12 protein-coding genes are annotated in these 19,450 nt (G+C 35.6%); 2 read left to right on the forward strand and 10 right to left on the reverse strand.

The annotated features are described in order from the left end of the window. From B3C18_RS17750 to B3C18_RS17790, 9 genes are all read right to left on the reverse strand, one after another. Positions 1–1,038, reverse strand: a 1,038-nt coding sequence (locus B3C18_RS17750) for a ribulokinase (RefSeq protein ID WP_291149590.1), incomplete at its 3' end; no start/stop codon positions are given. Positions 1,039–1,205: 167 nt separating this feature from the next. Further along, positions 1,206–3,191, reverse strand: coding sequence for an alpha-L-arabinofuranosidase C-terminal domain-containing protein (locus B3C18_RS17755; RefSeq protein ID WP_291149593.1), 1,986 nt, complete (start codon positions 3,189–3,191; stop codon positions 1,206–1,208). Between the two features lie 221 nt (positions 3,192–3,412). After that, positions 3,413–5,398: a glycoside hydrolase family 127 protein gene (locus B3C18_RS17760; protein WP_291149596.1), complete on the reverse strand. Its 1,986-nt coding sequence runs from the start codon at positions 5,396–5,398 to the stop codon at positions 3,413–3,415. A gap of 13 nt (positions 5,399–5,411) precedes the next feature. Continuing rightward, positions 5,412–6,392, reverse strand: coding sequence for an arabinan endo-1,5-alpha-L-arabinosidase (locus B3C18_RS17765; protein WP_291149599.1), 981 nt, complete (start codon positions 6,390–6,392; stop codon positions 5,412–5,414). Between the two features lie 127 nt (positions 6,393–6,519). Next, positions 6,520–7,476: a glycoside hydrolase family 43 protein gene (locus B3C18_RS17770; protein WP_291149602.1), complete on the reverse strand. Its 957-nt coding sequence runs from the start codon at positions 7,474–7,476 to the stop codon at positions 6,520–6,522. Between the two features lie 198 nt (positions 7,477–7,674). Continuing rightward, positions 7,675–9,294, reverse strand: a complete 1,620-nt coding sequence (locus B3C18_RS17775; protein WP_291149605.1) for an arabinan endo-1,5-alpha-L-arabinosidase — start codon at positions 9,292–9,294, stop codon at positions 7,675–7,677. Positions 9,295–9,306: 12 nt separating this feature from the next. After that, positions 9,307–10,848, reverse strand: a complete 1,542-nt coding sequence (locus tag B3C18_RS17780; protein WP_291149608.1) for an alpha-N-arabinofuranosidase — start codon at positions 10,846–10,848, stop codon at positions 9,307–9,309. A gap of 146 nt (positions 10,849–10,994) precedes the next feature. Then, the gene (locus B3C18_RS17785) at positions 10,995–12,554 is read right to left on the reverse strand and encodes a RagB/SusD family nutrient uptake outer membrane protein (RefSeq protein WP_291149611.1); all 1,560 of its coding nucleotides are present in this window, start codon (positions 12,552–12,554) and stop codon (positions 10,995–10,997) included. A gap of 30 nt (positions 12,555–12,584) precedes the next feature. Then, the gene (locus tag B3C18_RS17790; RefSeq protein WP_291149614.1) at positions 12,585–15,641 is read right to left on the reverse strand and encodes a SusC/RagA family TonB-linked outer membrane protein; all 3,057 of its coding nucleotides are present in this window, start codon (positions 15,639–15,641) and stop codon (positions 12,585–12,587) included. 561 nt (positions 15,642–16,202) lie between these two features. On the opposite strand from B3C18_RS17790, the gene B3C18_RS17795 reads away from it, so the two are divergent. Further along, positions 16,203–16,892 (forward strand): NUDIX hydrolase, encoded by a 690-nt coding sequence (locus B3C18_RS17795; protein ID WP_291149636.1) that lies wholly within the window; start codon positions 16,203–16,205, stop codon positions 16,890–16,892. Positions 16,893–17,282: 390 nt separating this feature from the next. Here B3C18_RS17795 and B3C18_RS17800 read toward each other — a convergent pair whose 3' ends face one another. Continuing rightward, entirely contained in the window at positions 17,283–18,281 is a 999-nt protein-coding gene (locus tag B3C18_RS17800) for a GntR family transcriptional regulator (RefSeq protein ID WP_291149617.1), read from the reverse strand. 103 nt (positions 18,282–18,384) lie between these two features. On the opposite strand from B3C18_RS17800, the gene B3C18_RS17805 reads away from it, so the two are divergent. Beyond that, entirely contained in the window at positions 18,385–19,440 is a 1,056-nt protein-coding gene (locus B3C18_RS17805; protein ID WP_291149621.1) for an aldose epimerase family protein, read from the forward strand. Positions 19,441–19,450: the final 10 nt, after the last annotated feature.

Below are 19,450 nucleotides of genomic sequence, written 5' to 3' on the forward strand. Positions count from 1 at the left end.
TTCTTTGTACCAAGCCAATAAATCTCCAAAAGCAGATTGTCCTGCTTCAAGACCAATAAATCCCGGAATTACAGAACCATCAACTTGCCCGCAGATTCCGCGAACGGTTTTAGTTCCAACTTCATCATAAGAACCAACTAAAATATCACAAGTTGAAGTTCCCATAACGCGAACCAAAGTATTTTCTCCAATTTTTGCTCCAACAGCTCCAGAATGCGCATCGAAAGTTCCAACAGCCACAACTGTTTCTGTAGAAAGTCCTAAACGATCTGCCCATTCTTTGCTTAAATTTCCTGCTGATAAATCTGATGTATACGTTTCATCATATAAATTTCCGCGAAGCTGAGCTAAATACGGATGTAATTTTTCTAAGAATTCAACCGGAGGAAGTCCATTCCAGTCGGCGTGCCACATTGCTTTGTGTCCTGCAGCGCAACGGCTTCTTTTAAAGGTCTTTAAATCTTTATCTTCAATTAATAAATAAGTCATTAAATCGCAATGTTCCATCCAGGTATGAGCTGCATTTCGAACGGCTTCATCTTCTCTGGCAATGTGTAGGATTTTTGCCCAAAACCATTCTGATGAATAAATTCCTCCAACATATTTTGTAACGTCTTCTCCGCCCCAGCTTACTGCCAGTTCGTTGATTTCGTTTGCTTCGTTTATAGAAGTGTGGTCTTTCCATAAAACCATCATTGCATTTGGGTTTTCTTCAAAACCTTTTGTCAAAGCTAATGGAGTTCCATCTTTTGTAACGGGAACCGGAGAAGATCCTGTTGTATCAATACAAATTCCGCGAACCAATTTTGGATCAACTTTACTTTCTTTTATAACGGTTTGAATTGTGATTTCTAAACCCTCAATATGGTCTAAAGGATGCTGACGAAATTGATTTATAGAAGCGTCACAATATTGTTTGTTTTTCCATCTTTTGTAATGAGAAACATTAGATGCTAATTCCTGTCCATTCTCAGTATCGATAAGCACCGCACGAACAGAATCTGTTCCGTAGTCTAATCCTATTACGTAATTTTTCATTCGAAATTAATTTTAAATAATGACAAATATAATTATAAATAATTTATAAGTGTATTAAAAACACTTAATAAAATATAGCTCCTGAATTTTTACAAATAATGCATCAAAACAAGGGTTTAAGACCAAAACAAAAAATAAATGTTAGTGTTACATTTATTACATTGCGATTATTTCATCTTAATTTTCAAAACGGTAACCGAGTATGCCGGAAAATCATATTGAACTTTATTTCCTGACACCTTAAATTCACTTTCTTTTGGGCTGATTTTAGTCGGATTTTCAAAAGAATTCTCATCATTTATTCCATCTCCTTTTAAAATTACAGCAGTTCCTTTTGCGTCTAATTTTGCTCCTTTTACATCAATTGAACCATTTTGAGATGCTGCTGATGTGTTTACAATTTTCAGAATTACTTCTTTTGAATTCACATCTTTTACTGCTGATGCAAACAAATCATTTTGCCCTGTAACAGCTTTTCCATCTTTTGTAATATTGATTAAATCTGTTCCTTTATTGTTTGAGAATAATTTCTGAACATAATAATTTGGCGTTCCGTACGATTGTAAATTGTTGAACCAAATCATATCCGGAGTCCACTGCCAGCCTTCTACGTGAGCTAATAAAGGTGCATAAGATGTTAAGTGAACAACCTCAGCATTTCGTTCCATTCCAGTCATGAAAGCGGCTTCAGAGAAAGCACATTCCCAATTGTTTTTATTCTCCGGACTTGCGATTGCAACACTTTGTGCTGCATATTCTCCAGCAAAAATCTTTGGTCCTTTTCGGTCATAATTATCGTAACGTGTTACATTTTTACGAAACCAAGCCGGATCTTTATAGTAATGTTCGTCAACGATTTCTGCATTTAACTGTTTCAATTCTTTCATACCGTAGTCATAGAAATCTCCGTCAGGAAATGGTCCAGTTCCAGATACGATTGTAATGTTTGGATATTTTGCTTTGATGGCTTTTTGAAACACTTTGAAACGCTCGATATAATCTGGTCCCCATTGTTCATTTCCAACTCCAATGAATTTTAAATTGAATGGTTTTGGATGTCCCATATCGGCTCTGACTTTTCCCCAAGCTGTTTCTGTTCCGCCATTTGCAAATTCGATTAAATCTAAAGCGTCCTGCACATAAGGATCTAACTGATCCATCGGAACTAATTGTCCGGTATTAAACTGACATGCCATTCCGCAGCTTAAAATTGGAAGCGGAGAAGCGCCAATGTCTTCTGAAAGCTGAAAATATTCAAAAAATCCTAAACCAAAACTCTGGAAATAATCGGGCGCCGGTCTGTGTGCAAATTCCATATTCCAACGGTTAACTGCCGTTTCTCTTTCTTCTACTTTTCCAACTGATTTTTTCCATTGATAACGTTCTGCAAGTGTTCTTCCTTCCACAATACAACCGCCCGGAAAACGCAAGAATCCCGGTTTTAAATCGTATAATAATTGCACTAAATCTTTACGAAGTCCGTTTTTTCTTCCTGCCCAAGTATCTTCTGGAAATAATGAAATATTGTCTAAATCAATTACGCCGGTTCCTTCAAAAGTGATTTTCAATTTGGCTTTGGCTTCTGTTGCATTTGATGTTAATTGTGCGGTATAATTTGACCAATCTGCTGATGTTGGAACAACCGAGGTTTCTCCCAAAACTCTGTTGTCTTTATCTATAAACTGGAATTTAATTTTCAAAATGTTTCCCGATATTTTAGAAGCTTTTAAAGACAAATTGTATTTCAAATCTTTCTTGATCCCCATTCCTCTGAAACCTTCGTTTACCAATTGATAACCATTTGCATCATTAATCGTAACTCTGCAGTAATTGTGGTTTGTCCCTTTTTGAGAATACTGAATTACAGTTGCAATTCCGGATTGCTGGTTTAGTTTATGGCGGTCGCTGTTTGGCTCGTTCCATCCCATCATTGGAAACAGAAATTCGAATGATCTGTTTTTAATCATTTCAGCGTATAAACCTCCATCGGCAGCAAAATTGATATCTTCAAAAAATACTCCGTACATCGTGGGCTGAATTTTCGTGATTGTTTTGGACGCATCAACCTGAAGATTGTTTTTTTGTGCCGATGTGTACATGCTTGTCAGCAACGCTCCGCAAAGGGTAATTTTGGTAATTAAATTGGGCTTCATTTTTTTATTTTTATGTTTTTATGGCACGCGGATGACACTGATTCACTAACGTGAAACCGCGGATAAAACGGATTTTTTACTTTTTTTGTTTCTCGCAGATTTTGGGGATTGTGCAGATTTTTTTAATCTTTTTAATCCTTTAATCTGTGGCATTATTTTTATTCCTTTGCGTCTGACGGATTGAAATCCGTCTCTACAATATGAATCGTTCCTTCGGAACTTTAATTCGTCTTGTAATCCAGCCAGACTTTCATTTTTCCTATTCCTCGGTTTGACCATGAATAATATGGAATTGCTTTGAATTTTTCATTTTCAATGACATTTACGCCTTGCAATAAATTGGCTTCTTTTTTTACTTTGAAAGTATCTCCAGATGCTACATTTATCTTGTCGAAATTGGTTTTGTTGTCGATTTCTTCAACAGCGTAAACGATTGGTCCATATTCCAGAGAAACTTTATTTTTATTGGTTTCTACTTTTGAATTGGTTTCTACTTCCTGAACTTCCATTGGAAAATTAAGATTGATTTTGTCGCCTTTTTTCCAATTTCTTGAGATTACGAAATAACCGTCTTGCGGCTGAATCGCTAATGTTTCTCCATTCAAAATAATCGTTGGTTTTTGGGTTGAAGTTTTTTTATAAGTATATAAATCGCCCGGCAAAACTTCATTTCTTGCCCAACCCGGAACTCTAAGTTTGATGGTAAATTGGCTTTCTTTTTTCGGGTTAACCGAAATAGCTATTTTTCCGTTCCAAGGATAAGATGTTAGCTGTGAAATTTGTAAATCAGTTTTTCCTAAAGTGAAAGATGCGTTGTTTGAAGCATATAAATTCACATACAAAACATCTTTTGATTTTGAATAAATAAGCCCCGGAATCGACGGAATAAATCGGATTAAATTAGTTGGGCAGCAAGAACAATCAAACCAAGCTTGACGTGTACAAGAACCTCTGTTTGATTTAAAAATGCCATCGGCTTCTAAGGCATTTGGATAGAAAAATTCTTTTCCATCTAATGAAATTCCGGAAATTAATCCGTTGTACATGGTTCTTTCGATCACATCAAAATATTGTGATTTTCCGTATAAATTATGCAATCTGTGGTTCCAGTAAACATCGCCAATTGCGGCGCAGGTTTCGTTGTATGCCGTTAAGTTTGGCAATTCGTAATTGGCTCCAAAAGCTTCTCCATCGTGTCTAGAACCAATCCCGCCTGTGATGTACATTTTTTTATTTACCATGTTTTCCCATAAATTATTTACGGCATTGGTATAACCTTGATCTTTTGTCATGGCAGCAATATCTGTCATTCCTGCATACATATAAACAGCTCTTACGGCGTGTCCAACAACTTCATTTTGCTGAATTACCGGAATATGATCTTGTGCATATTCGCCATATAATTTATGATTGCTTGGATTTCCACGATTGTCTAAATAGTATTTAGCTAGTTTTAAATAATCCTCTTTTCCGGTAATTTGATACAATTTTATCAAGCCCGTTTCTACAATTTGATGTCCCGGAACTCCTCTTACCTGACCGGGTTTATCACCAAAAGTTTTCACTAATAAATCGGCATTTTTGATGGCGATGTCAAGAAAATTTCTTTTTCCTGTTGCTTCATAATGTACCACAGCAGCTTCAATCAAATGTCCTGCATTATAGCATTCATGGCTAATTTGTAATGATTCCCAACGTTTTCCTTCTATAACCGGAACCCACGGCGCTGGCGGTTTTGCCGGATTTATGGTTCTCCATGTGGTTAAATAACCGTCTTTTTCCTGACCTATTTTTACAATGGCAATTAAGGAATCGAGCACTTTTTCCAATTTCGGATTTGGGGCAGAAATTAAAGTGTTTGATGCGCCTTCTATTATTTTATAAACATCAGTATCGTCAAAAGGCATTTGCCCTCGAACTTCTCCCGTTTTTTGTTTTCCGGCAATTAAGAAATTTTCGAAACGTCCTTCTTCATTACATTTTTGAATGGCGTATGCAATCGTAACTTCCTGAACTCTTTTGATGATTGGAAGCCAAAATGAATCAGTCAATTTTACATTTTGAATATTGACTGGTTCTATTTCGTAACCTGCTTTTAATGCCGAAATTTTATTAGACTGCACCACATCGTTTTTGGTTTCTTTGCAGGAAATCAAAACGAGAAGTGCAATTAAAATTGGTATTAATGTGAAAGTATATTTTTTCATTATATTGATAATTCTATTTTAAAATTGGCCATAAATCTGCATCCCATTGCATTTCTTTTACTACTAATCTCGGTGTTCCGTTGGATTTCTTTTCGTAAGCGTGGTAAAAAACATAGTCTTTCCCATCAAATGTATAAGCGCTGTTATGGCCTGCGCCAAAGTAATTTTCATCGCCCTGAACAACTAAACTTCCTCCGCCTTCGTTTAGTGGTTTTCCGTCTTTATCAACATAAGGTCCGGTTGCATTTTTTGATCTTCCTACGACCACTTTATAGGTGCTTTTTTCTCCGCGGCAACATAAATCCCACGAAAGAAATTGATAATAATAACCGTTTTTCTTAAAGATAAAAGGAGCTTCGAGTGCACCGTCTCCGGGATCAGAATCTGGTAATTCAAAACTTCTTTTACGTTTTGAAATCGTGTGCCATTCCTGAGGCTGTGCGATTGATTTTAAATCGGGATTTAGTTTTACCATTTTCAGCCCTTCCCAAAAAGAACCAAAAGCAAGCCAAGGTGTATTGTTTTCATCGAAGATTAAATTCGGATCAATAGCATTCCACATATCGCGATTAGGCTGTGACTGAATGACAATTCCCTGATCGACCCATTTGTAGTTTTTATCTTTTGAATCTAAAGTTGTATTGGTCGCAACGCCAATCGCCGAAGTATTTTTGGCGAAAGCCGAAACCGAATAATAGAGATAATAATTATTGTTGTGAAACGAAATATCCGGCGCCCAGATATGGTTTTTAAAATCGGCTGCAACGCCTTCTGCCCAAAGGGGTTTGTCTTTGAAAACTTGTGGTTCGGGATTCCAGTTTTTTAAATCTTTGGAACTAAAAACACTGATTCCTTTTCCGGTACAGAATAAATAATACGTGTCTTTTTGTTTGATAACGACTGGGTCGTGTACTACAATTTCCTGTGCATACGAAACTAAACCAATGCAGGAGATTAGAACAGATAGTATATATTTTATGTTTTTGTAAACCATATAAGTTATATAAGTTAATTTAAGTTTTGGCTTTATCTGAATGTTTTTAGGTCATTTAAGCTGAGACTGAAAATTCCTCTAAAAACTGAAAACTGCGACTGTCTTCGACTTCGCTCAGACTGACAATCTATTGTATTCCTTCCGATGTCATAATAACTCTTTTCATTGTTCCGTCTTTGTTATAAAATAATTTATCGACGCAGACTGATCTTCTAAAACTTCCTCCGTCGGGAATTGATGCTCCGTTGTGGTAAATGAAATACGATTGTCCTTTAAACTCAATTATCGATTGATGATTCGTATTGCTATTTCCTGCTATTTCATTTAAAATTCCTTTAAATTCCCACGGGCCGTTAATCGATTTGCTCATCGCGTATGCAATTTTTTCAGGGAATTCATAAGCGTATGACAAATAATACCAGTTTTTATGTTTGTGAATCCATGGTGCTTCTGTAAAATGCGGTAATTCTATGTGATGAATTTCACCTTCAAGTTCGGTCATGTTTTCTTTTAATTTGGCGTAATGACACGCTGTATTTCCCCAAAACAAATAAGCTTGTCCGTCGGTATCGATATAGACTGTTGGGTCAATATCGTCCCAGCTTATAATAGAAAATTTGGTCATATCGTTTGTAATTAGGGCTTTTCCTAATGCGTCTTTAAAAGGGCCAATTGGACTGTCTGAAACGGCAACTCCAATTGATTTTCCGGGTACAGAACCGTGTTCTACTGTTACATACCAATAAAATTTTCCGTTTCTTTCTATTACCTGAGAAGCCCATGCATCGCTTTTTGCCCATTTAAAATCGGTTACTTTTAAGGGAACGGGATGCGATTCCCAAGTTTTCATATCAGATGAAGAATATACCAGCCATTCGTTCATTTTATAGAAATGAAAATCGTTTGGTGCTTCGTCATGACCTGCGTATAAATAGACTTTGTCTTTATAAACCAATGCTGCGGGATCTCCGGTGTATTTATCTTTAATAATGGGATTATTAAATTTTGACGAATCGACCTGAGCAATGCTTTTGCACGAAACAATTAAGAATAAAATGAATAGGCTTTTAAATAAATTCTTCATTGTGATATAGTTTTATTTTTTTTTGCCACAGATTAAATGGATTAAAATGATTTCTTTTTAATCTTTGGCTTTATTTTTTGCCGCGAATTGCACTAATTTTCTCGAATTTAATTTGTGGAAATTTGTGTAATTCGTGGCTTATTTTTTCTCACGCAGATTTTTTAATCCTTTTAATCTGTGAAATCTGTGGCATTATCTTTAATTTATTTTCTTGCCCCAAACAGCTAATCCTGCACTGTTTATTCCGGTATAGCTCAACGTCACTTTTCTTGTTGCTGATTCCCAATCCCAAGCATCAACTACGTTGCATTTAACTCCGTTTATGGTTGCAATTTTTTTAGTTGCGTCATACGACCAAGTTCCATTTACATCACCGCTTACTTTTTTATCTGCGGTTAAATAAATCGTAACTGATTTTTGCATGGTTTTATATTGGTAATTCATGGTAATTTGTTCCCAAGTTCCCACTAAACTTGCGTCGGCAATTGTAGTTGCTGGAACTCCTGCATAACGTTCCGGTTCTACAACAGGCCAGCCGTCTTCTGTCCATTGAATACCGTGAACATGTCCCATCATTACAGCGTTTGAAACGTTGATTCCAGCAACACCTTCCGGCAATCGTGCCTGTGACGCATAATACCATTGTTTGGTTGTTGGGTTTTGAAAAACGGCACAATGCGAAAATCCAACCCAGCCCGTATGATTTTTAAATTGATACGGATGCGTTATCATCGGATAACATTCTGCTCCGTTGGTAATACTGATTCCGGTATTGGTTACATAAGGGCCTAAAATGTTTTTTGAGCGTGCTACACGGGTATTATAAGCAACTGATAATTCATCATAAGCCAGAAATAAATAATAAAACTGCGTATCTGGATTGTAGATAATTTCAGGGCCTTCGAGTGCCTGCCAGCGGTTTGTATTTACATTTCCGCGTCCTGCGATTCGTACTCCGTAATCGTCAATTGTTTTTAACTTGTCTGGTTTTCCTGTTGTTGGGTTTAGTTTTAAAGCAGCAATTCCAGAATGCCATGAACCATAAATTAAATATTGATCGCCTTCCGGAGTTTCTATAAAACTTGGGTCAATGGCGTTGAATTTAAAATAAGCATCCCAATCGTTTCCTCCATTTCGAACATAACTTTTTACACCGTCCGGTTCTGAGCAGACTACCATTCCTTTATCTGTCCAATTGTTTGAGCCTAAATCATTTGTTTCGGCCAAACCAATAAAAGCACGTTCTGTCCATGAAGTATTGGTGTCTGTTCCTGTAATTAGATTAGTTACCACAATGCTGTAATACATTCTGTAAATGTTCCCGACTTTACGCACACACGGCGCCCAATATCCGTAATTTGGATTTTCTATTGGAGGAAGTGCCGGATTCATTCGGGCTCTTTTATTGTTTAAGGAATCTTTTACCCAAGCCGGAGCCTGAGTCATTGAAGATCCCATAAATTCCCAATTGATTAAATCTTTTGATCTTCTGTAGAAAAAATGTCCGTTTCCATCATGGGCATTTCCATAAGAAGCATCGGTTTGATACATATAATAATATTCTCCCGATTTTTCTACGGATGGATCGTGTACATTGGCTAAATTCCATTGGGTTCTGTTTCCCCAGCTTGCTATTGCCGTATAATTATCGGCATAAGTCGGGCCGGGAAAAGCCGGCGTAACCACAGGCGGATCTACGACTACGGGCGGAGTAGGAGTTTCTAGCGCCGGATCATCTTTGGAACAACTGGATAAAACAGCCATCACCAAAAACCCGATGAAAGGAACTATTTTCAAAATGGAATTCGCTTTTTTCATCTTTTATCTCTTTTATTTTCCTTCTAAAACAATTACTGAGAAAGGAGGAATAGTAATTTCAAGTTTTCCTTTTTTGTTTTCGAAACCTTTAAAAACTGTTGGTACAATTTTGTTTGGTGTATCAAATGAATTGTAATCCTGCAATTTTGCCGATGTTAAAACTGTTGCTGTAAAGTTTTTAACTCCAAGATCGTTGGTGTCGATTTCTATTTTGTTTTTATTTTTAGCATCAACATTGACTACTGAAATATGAACGGCTCCGTTTTTATCTTTTGATGCTGAAACGGATACCGCAGGAAGTGTTTCTCCTTTAACGGTATACAAAGGCGACTGAAAACTGATTGGCAGTAATTTTGCATCCTGATGAACGCTGTACATTTTCATTACATGATAGGTTGGCGTTACAATCATTTTTGCTTTATCGGTAAGAATTACGGCTTGCAGAACATTTACGCATTGCGCCAAATTTGCCATACGAACCCTGTCTGCATGATTATTGAAAATGTTTAAAGTTGTTCCGGCTAAAACAGCATCACGCATGGTGTTTTGCTGATATAAAAATCCCGGATTTGTTCCTTTTTCTACTTCGTACCAGCCTCCCCATTCGTCTACAACCATTGCTACTTTTTTCTCTGGATCGTATTTGTCCATTACGACTGCGTGTTTGGTAACGAGTTCTTCCATTTTTAAGGCAGACTGCATGGTTTTGAAATATTCTTCTTCAGAAAAATTTACTCCTTCTCCTTTTTTGCCCCAATCAATTACGGCATAATGGTGAACGCCAACTCCGCCTAACATATTTAGCGGAATATTTTTCATTAAAACTTCTGTCCAGTTGTAGTCGCTGCTGTTTGCCCCAGATGCGATGCGCGTTATTCCGCCAGAATTATTCCAATCTGACATAAAAGTGGTGAATTTACGGTATTCTCCAGCGTAATAATCTGCGGTCATGTTTCCGCCGCAGCCCCAGGCTTCGTTACCAATTCCCCAGAATTTTACTTTCCAAGGTTCTGTTCTTCCGTTCTTTTTACGTAAATCACTCATTGGACTTTTACCTCCAAAATTGGTATACTGAACCCAGTCTGATAATTCCTGAACGGTTCCGCTGCCTACGTTTCCTGATAAATATGGTTCTGCGCCCAATACTTCGCAAAGGTTTAAAAAGTCGTGTGTTCCAAAGCTGTTATCCTCGGTTACACCGCCCCACCATTGGTTTACAATTGTAGGTCTTTGTTCTTTTGGGCCAATTCCGTCTTTCCAGTGATACGTATCGGCAAAACATCCTCCAGGCCATCTTAAATTTGGAATTTTTAGATCTTTTAAAGCCGCAATAATATCATTTCTGACTCCTTGTGTGTTGGGTATTTTTGAAGTATCTCCCACAAAAAAACCTCCGTAAATACAGCGTCCTAAATGTTCTGCAAAATGTCCGTAGATATTTTTGTTGATTGTTGGCGCATCAGCATTGTTTTTTATGGTGACAACTGTGCTTTGGGAGAATCCCGCCTGATTACAAAAGGCGATAAGAAATGTAATTAAAAGTGCTTTTTTCATGGGTTTTTAATGTTGGAATATCATGTGAAGATTTTGAACTCTTCACATGATATTAGGTATTCTAACTAACTCAAAATTTATTTTTTAGTCTCAGTTTGCAGTTTACAGTGATACTGGCACTGAAAACTGTGACTGAGACTGAAAACTCAATAACTGTCATTCTGTTTTGTTCCCGGATTATTATCCATTTCTAACTGTGGAATTGGGAAATATTCACGTCCTGCGGTATATGAATTAAACTCGGCATCTCTTGTTTTCAGCCATGCTAATTTTGTTGGATTTTGAAGCCAACCCCAGCGGCGTATGTCATCAAAACGGTGGCCTTCCAATGGAAATTCTAAAAATCTTTCGTGCCCGATTTGTTCTCTCATCTGGTCTTGGTTCATTCCCGGTTTTGTAACTGATAAATCAGGAAGATTCACTCGGTTTCTAACCATTTGAATGTATGTGTATGCTCCCGGTGTATCGCCCGTTTCGTTTAAAGTTTCGGCATACATTAAAAGTATATCGGCATATCTTAATAATCGTTCGTTAATTCCCGAACGCCAGTCGTATTCGTCTGCAAATTCACCGTCAGAATTTTGATATTTTCTACAGAACAAATCGTTTAAATCTCCGGGACTTGAAGCATAAAAAGCAGCAAAATCTCTTCCGTATAATTTTGTTCCGGGTTTGTTGTAAAAAATAGTGGCATCTAAACGCGGATCAACGTCACCAGTTTTTGTTTTTTCTTCCTGAAATTCATTAAATAAGGCCCATGTTGGCTGTACATCTGTCCATCCAAAAGCTCTTGGCGCATACGTAATGGCACGTGCAGATGTTTTTCCCCAGCCAGATGCAGGTGCACCGCCCCAGCCTAAATCAACACCGCCGGCATCTCTGCTAAATTGTACTTCAAACAGGGATTCTAAATTGTTTTCGTTTGCCGTGGTAAAATTGTCTCGATAATTTGAAACCAAAGAATAAACTCCTAAATCAATAACTTGTTTAAAAGTAGTTCTTGCATTTGTAAAATCTTTAGTAAATAAATATGCTTTTCCTAAATATCCTAAAGCTGCTCCTTTTGTAGCGCGTCCTTTTTGACCTGCATCCAAACCTGTAACGCCAACATAAGAATTAGGCAGTAATTCAGCTGCTGTTTTAAAATCGGCGATAACCTGAGCCCAGCCTTCTTCATTTGATTTTTGCGGATGATATACCTCAACATCTAACGGAATTGGTACATTTTTAAACATATTTACGGCGTGAAATAAATACAATCCTCTTAAAAAATAAGCTTGCCCTAAAATTCTGTTTTTAAGCGCTTCATTTTCAAATTGAATATCTGGAACATTAGTCAAGACCTGATTGGCACGATAAATACCTTGATAATAGGTTTCAAAAGCCCATCCGTAAATCGCTGCATCGGCAACATTGGAGTTAAAATGTCCAACGTTATACATTGATGGCCAAGGACTGTTTGTGCGAGAATCATCGGCTTTGGCATCTAATAATAATGGCGTACTTCTCATGTACGTACCATCTGTTAATAAACTTCCGTAAACGGCATTAATTCCTTCCAATGCATCCTGATCTGTTTTCCAAAAAGAATCTACTGCATCATTATTTGGGTCGAGTTGGGTCAAATCTTCATCATCAACACAGCTTGTTGTTACAACAGCCAGTGAAAAGAAAACTGCTATATAGTTAAATATTTTATATTTCATTTTAATACGTTTTTAGTTGATTAGGCTCGTTTAAAAATTTACTTCAACACCCAAAGAAATGGTTCTTGGATTTGGAAAAGATCCTGCGTCATATCCTCTTGAAAGTAGTCCGTCACTATTAAAATCAGGATCGTAACCCTTATATTTTGTGATCGTTAATAAGTTCTGCCCATTGATGTAAACCTTAGCACTTTGAATAAATTGATCTTTTAACGGAATGTTATACCCTAATTCCATAGTTTGCAGCCGTACATAATCGCCGCTTTCAATAAATCTGTTTGAGTCTCTTGAATTTCCGTTTGGATCGCCAATAACCGGAGCCGGAACGTTTGTATTTGTATTGGTTGGTGTCCAGTAATTTAACTCGTCTGTGTGGTGGTTTGTATATTGACCAATCATCAAATTACGGTACATGGCATTGAAAATTTTATTTCCGCCGCTGCCCTGCCAGAACATGGAAAAATCGAAATTGGCATAAGAAGCACTAAAATTCACTCCGAAACCATATTTAGGAATTGTTACCCCTTGAAAAGTTCTATCGGCATCTGTAATGGCACCGTCGCCGTTTACATCTTTAAATTTAATATCTCCGGGAGCGGCTCCAGTTTGTGTTGGAGAAGCCGCAACTTCAGCTGCATTTTGGAAGATACCAATCGCTTCCCATGCAAAAAGTTCACCCACAGATCTTCCTACTTCTGTTTTTGAAACTGCTCCGTAAAGCGGATTTGAATTCACTCCAATTTTAGTAACTTCATTTTTCAGCGTTCCAAAATTGGCAGAGATATCATATTTAAATTTATGATGATGATTACTGTATGATGCTGTAAATTCCAAACCATGATTTTTCATGTCTCCTGCATTAGTAAAAATGCTCGCCGGAAAAGCTCCTGTAGAAAACGGCAGAGGCACAGTAACTAAGATATCTGTAACTTTTTTAGAAAAATATTCTGCTGTAAATTGTAAATCATTATTAAAAAAACCAAGTTCTAAAGCAATGTTATTACTGCTTGTTTTCTCCCATTTTACATTTGGATCAAGAGAACTTACTACGGTTGTACCCGGAGCGAGTTCGTTGTTAAAATCATACCCTGCGAAACTGTTTACTGTTGAAGCAAAAAAGTATTGCGGAATCGTGTTATTACCCAATGTACCGTAACCGCCGCGAAGTTTAATATTGCTGATCCATTTTGGTAGAGTTATGAATTTTTCGTTGCTGATTTTCCATCCTCCAGAAAAAGAATAGAAATTTGCCGAATTATTGATCTCACTAAAAAGAGAGGTTTTGTCTTGTCTAAAATTAGCCTGCAATAAATATCTGTCATCATAAGAATAATTTAATCTGCTGATATAAGAAATTCCGGTGATGGTAAACTTGTATTCACCTGCATCTCTGGAATCTGCGTACTGCATCATGCTGATTTCGCCCGGTTTAAAACCTACACCTCTTGACCAGTGGTTGTAATTTTCTCTTCTTTCCTGAATCCATCCTGCAAGAGCGTCTATTTTGTGTTTACCAAGCGTAACTTCATAAGTCAATAAATTATTCAGGAACGTTCTTAATTCATTTCCGTTAGAAATATCTAAAGAAGCTTCGTCATTTGTAGTGATATAATACCATCCTAAATCACTTGGCGGAATAAATTTTCTGTTTTGCCAGTCTGTTCTGTCGTAACTTACGTCTAATTTATATTTTAACCCTTTTACGATTTCAATTTCTCCCCATACATCACCAAGGAAACGGTTTCTTTTTCCATTATTTTCAATTAGATTATTATATCCAATTGGGTTCATCGAAATCGCTCTTTGCGTCAAATTATCTGTTCCGCCGTATCCGCCTAATCTGTTAGAATCGTAAACCGGCATTGTTGGAACTGCTCCCAGAATATCGCTGATAACCGTTTGTCCCGCATTGTATTCATTAAAAATTTCTTTATCAGATTGTGTGTAGCCTATTTTTACACCGTATTTGAATTTTCCTTTTTTACCATTTAAATTCAAATTTGTGGACAATCTCTCATAATCCTGAGGGGTTTTGACGTAACTGGTGTTTTTAAAATAATCAACATTAAAACTATAGGCAATGTTTTCTGCACCTCCGTTAAGTGTAAGCGCCTGATTTTGTATAACTCCTGTTTGTAGAGCTTCTTTTTGCCAGTCTGTGTTTACATTTGTAATATAAGAAGGGCTGTTTGGATCATTTCCTGGTGCAATACTTATCGGAACGCCTGCTCTAATATCTCTGTTTCTTTCGGCCTCGCTGGTAATTTTTTGATAGCCTTCACGATCTGTAACATCCCATTTTTTAGCTACATTTTGAAGTCCTACGATCGATTTGAATTTCACGTCCATTCGTCCTGCTTTACCTTTTTTTGTGGTAATAATTACAACTCCATTTGCACCGCGAACACCATAAATCGCTGCCGAAGAAGCGTCTTTTAAAACCTGCATAGATTCTATTTCTCCAGGAGCAAAATCATAAGGAGCGTCTACCATAATTCCGTCAATTACAAAAAGCGGATTATTATTGGTAAAAGAAGTTATTCCTCTAATTTTAATATTGACAAAACCTCCCGGTTCTCCTGACGATTGTACGGTTACGCCCGGAACTTGCCCTTGCAGCATTTTTGCCGCATCATAAGTAACTGTTTTTTTCGCCGACTCTAAATTTACAACACTTACAGAACCGGTCAAGTCTGATTTCTTTTGAGTTCCGTAACCAATAACTACGACTTCATTTAATTTGTTTGTGTCTTCGTTTAAGACTACGTCTATTTTTAATTGATTTGCTACCGGGATTTCACGAATTTGAAATCCTATAAATGAATAAACTAAAACATCAGTAGAAGATGCTTTAATCGTATACTCTCCGTCAAATCCAGTTGTAACAACTGTTTTGGTTCCTTTTATCATGATGTTTACTCCCGGCAAAGGCAGATTGTCTTGTGCCGAAGTAACAACTCCGTTAATCGTTTTGCCTTGAGCCGACATTTGATTAACAGAAAAAATTAGCATGAAAATTGCTAAAATCCAGTCTTTTTTTGGCAATAAAAAATTGCAGTAAAAAATTAATTGTTGGTTTGTTATCATACTGGTTTGTTTAAGGTTGGTTTTGTGGTTAGTTAATAAGTGTTAATCTTACATTTGTAAATTTAAATAAAAAAAATGCGCAAAAACAAATTAATATGACAAAAAAACATCTGAAAAAAAACACATATCGTAATTTAAGTGTATTTGTAACATTTAAAAAATTGCTGTTTATTTCAAAAAAAGAAATGTTTTTGACGTCTTAATTGTGTAAAAACTACACTTTTAATCAAAAAGCCACTTTTTAATCAAAAAAACGGCTTGATGAAAAAAGATATAAATGAGTTGTTTTTTAATCATTTAAATGTGATTTGTTTACTACTTTTGTAAATAAAAACTTATTTAACTAGTAGGTATTTTTAAGTTTTTTTCAAAAAACTGTCCTGTATTATCCTGTTTTTGAATTAAAAAAATCTTAAAAAAGAAAAATGAATGTTATTTTTGTCCAAAAAGTGATTTTTTTAACTCTATTTTTGAAGTGTTATTATTGTAAGTGTGAAATCTACATTAATAAATTATGAAACAATTGAGGAAGTTTATATCTTTACCAATAAAATATTGAATATGCTAAACAGTTATAGCTCTGCCGATAAGGTTTTACTAGCGGTAGATTGTATTATTTTTGGATTCGACAGTGACGGTTTAAAAATACTTTTAATTCAAAGAGATTTTGAACCTGAAAAAGGAAAATGGTCTTTAATTGGGGGGTTTTTAAAACGTGATGAAGTTTTAGACGATGCGGCTATCCGAATTTTAAATACATATACAGGTCTTAACGATATCTATATGGAGCAGTTATATGCTTACAGTGAAATTGATCGTGATCCTGTCGAAAGAACAATTTCGGTTTCGTATTTTGCTTTGATTAATATCGAAAACCACAATGAAGAACTAATTAAAAATTATCACGCAGAATGGTTTCCTATTAACGAGGCTCCGAATTTAATTTTTGACCATAACGACATGGTTCAAAATGCAATAAAAAGACTTCGTTATAAAACTTCGATAAAACCAATTGGATTCGAATTGCTTCCGGAAAAATTCACCATGCGTCAGCTTTTAGAATTATATGAAGCAATTTTAAGCAAAGAATTAGATAAGAGAAACTTTATCAGTAAAATAAATTCTCTTGAAATCCTGAATAAACTGGAAGAAAAAGATATGCAGTCGTCCAGAAAAGGATCTTATTTATACACTTTTAATAAAGAAAAGTATGAAGAGAAATTACTTAATGATTTCGTCTTAAACTTATAAAGAAAGTTTAGCCACTCCCGATAGCTATCGGGATAAAAGGATTAAAATGATTTTTTAAATCTGTGTGAATCTTTTTAATCTGTGGCAATATCTATAAAAAACAAAACCCTGAAATCCACAATTTTCAGGGTTTTTTCTTCAATAAAACTACTATTAAAAAAATAAACAAAATTATTTATTATCTTTTTTAACATTGCTTTAAGCGGTCATTATGAACACTAACCGTTAAAACAAATTAATAAGTGTAAAATTTACATTTGCAAATGTAAGCAAAATATATCTTCAAAAACAAGAAATTGTTTTTTATTAATTTACTATTAGATTTTTCAAACAAAAAGCTGTTTTACTGTGATATAAACAATTTTTTTGCTAAAATTCTTTGTTGAGTCATTACAAAGAATTTCTCATAATTAAAGACGATTTGTTTTCTATTTGTTCCTTCTTTCCTTTAAGAACCATTTCGGCGAGGATTTTTCCCATTGCTTCAAAATGTGTCGAAATAGTGGTGATTCCGTTAGCGGCTATTTTTTTCAGCGGTGTTTCATTATAAGATATAATTCCAAAATCAGCTCCGAGTTTTAAGTTTTTATCTCTGGCGTTTTCGATTACGCGAACTAAATCACGATCATTTGGAATTATATATAAATCTCCTTCGGAAATTTCTCTGTTGGTAAATTCAGCAATAACTTCAGATTCAAAATTATATTCGGCACAAAAATCTTCAAAACCCAATTTCATTCCAAGCGGTTCGCGAAAACCCGGAAAAATCAAAATCAGTTTTTTGTATTTACGCAATCGCTCTTTTCCTCTATGCAATCCTTCAAAAATATCTTTTTGGTGATTTTGATAAATGGCCGGATATATTTTCAAATCAGGATTAGTCTGATCCAGTATAATTACGTCACCTACTGGTAGGGTTTTTATCGAAGCAACAATATCTTTTAAATTTGTGGGCATCAAAATGTATTTGGTATAATTGCCGTTGCTGTCGTTTATGAGCTTTTGAAAAACCTGACTATTGAAATGGTGAAAGAAAATATCGACCTGAACATTTTTTCCAATGCTGTTTAAAAACGAGTTATAAATATCTTCTTTAAAAATATTAAGCTCATCAAAAAGTAAAAAAATCTTTTGTTTTATAGTGATTTCAACGCTTTTAACGTAATATCCTTTTCCGGGAATGGCATAAATAATCCCCCTTTTTTTGAGTTCTTCATAGCCCAGCAAAACGGTATCGCGCGATAATGAAAACGCCAGACAGACTTTATTTACTGACGGAAGCCTGTCGCCTTTTACTAATTTTTCTTCTTCAATTGCTTTTTCTATTGAAAGAATTATCTGCTTATATTTTGGCAGACCAATGTTATTTTGAATCGAAATTATATTCATAGGAAAAGAGAAATTTTGTGCAATATACAAAAACTGGTAGGTACTGGTATGTAAAAGTAAAGAAATGTTTCTATTTTTGAATTTCACTTTTGGCAAAATTTACATGGAAATAAAACATAAATCGCATTTAAAGGAAACTTATAATTCTAAATCCTTTGGTTTCACTCCAGATAACAACGAAATTCTTTCTTTAGAATTATCGAATAAAAATGGTATGAAAGTCGAGATTACAAATTATGGAGCGACTGTGACGTCATTACAAGTTCCGGTTTCTAACGGAAATCTTGTTGATGTGGTTTTGGGTTTTGATTCTGTTTCTTCTTATTTAGAATCGTATTTGCTGCCAAGTGCTCCTTATTTTGGAACAACAGTTGGACGCTATGCGGGAAGAATCAATAAAGGAACTTTTTCATTGAATGGAAAAACATATGAGTTGGCCAAAAACAATAACGGAAATTCCCTGCATGGCGGAAATAATGGTTTTGGAAGAAAAGTATGGAATGTTACCAATCAAACTTTGGGCGAAAATCCTTCGATAACATTTAGTCTTATAAGTAAAAATTTAGATGAAAATTATCCGGGAGAATTACATGTTGATTTAACGTATACTTTGACAGAAGAAAATGAATTGAAATTATATTATAAAGCGGTTTCAACAGAAGACACGATTATAAATTTAACGCATCACAGTTATTTTAATCTGGACGGACACGATGGAAGTGTTTTAGATCAAACCGTTTTTATTGATGCTGAAAAAATAGTGGAGACGAACCACGAGAATATTCCAACCGGAAAATTTATTGATCTTAGGAATCATGAATTTGATTTTAGAGCGGCGAAAAACTGCCCGGCTTCCATAGATAATTCTTTTGTAATTGAACCAACAAACAATGCTTCTGCGGTTTTATCAAGCTCTAAAAATAATTTAAAAATGAGCGTTTATACAGATCAGCCAAGTGTACATATATATGTGGGCGGAAACTGTTTTGATATTTTAAAAGGAAAAAATGATGTGGTTTACCATAAAACAAGCGGAATTTGTTTTGAAACTCAAAATTTTCCAGATGCTCCAAATCACGCCCTTTTTCCGAATTCGGTTTTGAAAAAAGGCGAAGAGTATATTCAGAAAACGGTTTACAAATTTGAAAATATAAACTAACTACCTATTA

Source organism: Flavobacterium sp. UBA7680, assembly GCF_002482975.1.
GTDB lineage: Bacteria > Bacteroidota > Bacteroidia > Flavobacteriales > Flavobacteriaceae > Flavobacterium.

Bases quoted from the DNA above. Each gene is read 5' to 3' on its own strand.
- B3C18_RS17755 (WP_291149593.1), bottom strand. From the start codon at position 3,191: ATGAAGCCCAATTTAATTACCAAAATTACCCTTTGCGGAGCGTTGCTG.
- B3C18_RS17760 (WP_291149596.1), bottom strand. From the start codon at position 5,398: ATGAAAAAATATACTTTCACATTAATACCAATTTTAATTGCACTTCTC.
- B3C18_RS17765 (WP_291149599.1), bottom strand. From the start codon at position 6,392: ATGGTTTACAAAAACATAAAATATATACTATCTGTTCTAATCTCCTGC.
- B3C18_RS17770 (WP_291149602.1), bottom strand. From the start codon at position 7,476: ATGAAGAATTTATTTAAAAGCCTATTCATTTTATTCTTAATTGTTTCG.
- B3C18_RS17775 (WP_291149605.1), bottom strand. From the start codon at position 9,294: ATGAAAAAAGCGAATTCCATTTTGAAAATAGTTCCTTTCATCGGGTTT.
- B3C18_RS17780 (WP_291149608.1), bottom strand. From the start codon at position 10,848: ATGAAAAAAGCACTTTTAATTACATTTCTTATCGCCTTTTGTAATCAG.
- B3C18_RS17785 (WP_291149611.1), bottom strand. From the start codon at position 12,554: ATGAAATATAAAATATTTAACTATATAGCAGTTTTCTTTTCACTGGCT.
- B3C18_RS17790 (WP_291149614.1), bottom strand. From the start codon at position 15,641: ATGATAACAAACCAACAATTAATTTTTTACTGCAATTTTTTATTGCCA.
- B3C18_RS17795 (WP_291149636.1), top strand. From the start codon at position 16,203: ATGCTAAACAGTTATAGCTCTGCCGATAAGGTTTTACTAGCGGTAGAT.
- B3C18_RS17800 (WP_291149617.1), bottom strand. From the start codon at position 18,281: ATGAATATAATTTCGATTCAAAATAACATTGGTCTGCCAAAATATAAG.
- B3C18_RS17805 (WP_291149621.1), top strand. From the start codon at position 18,385: ATGGAAATAAAACATAAATCGCATTTAAAGGAAACTTATAATTCTAAA.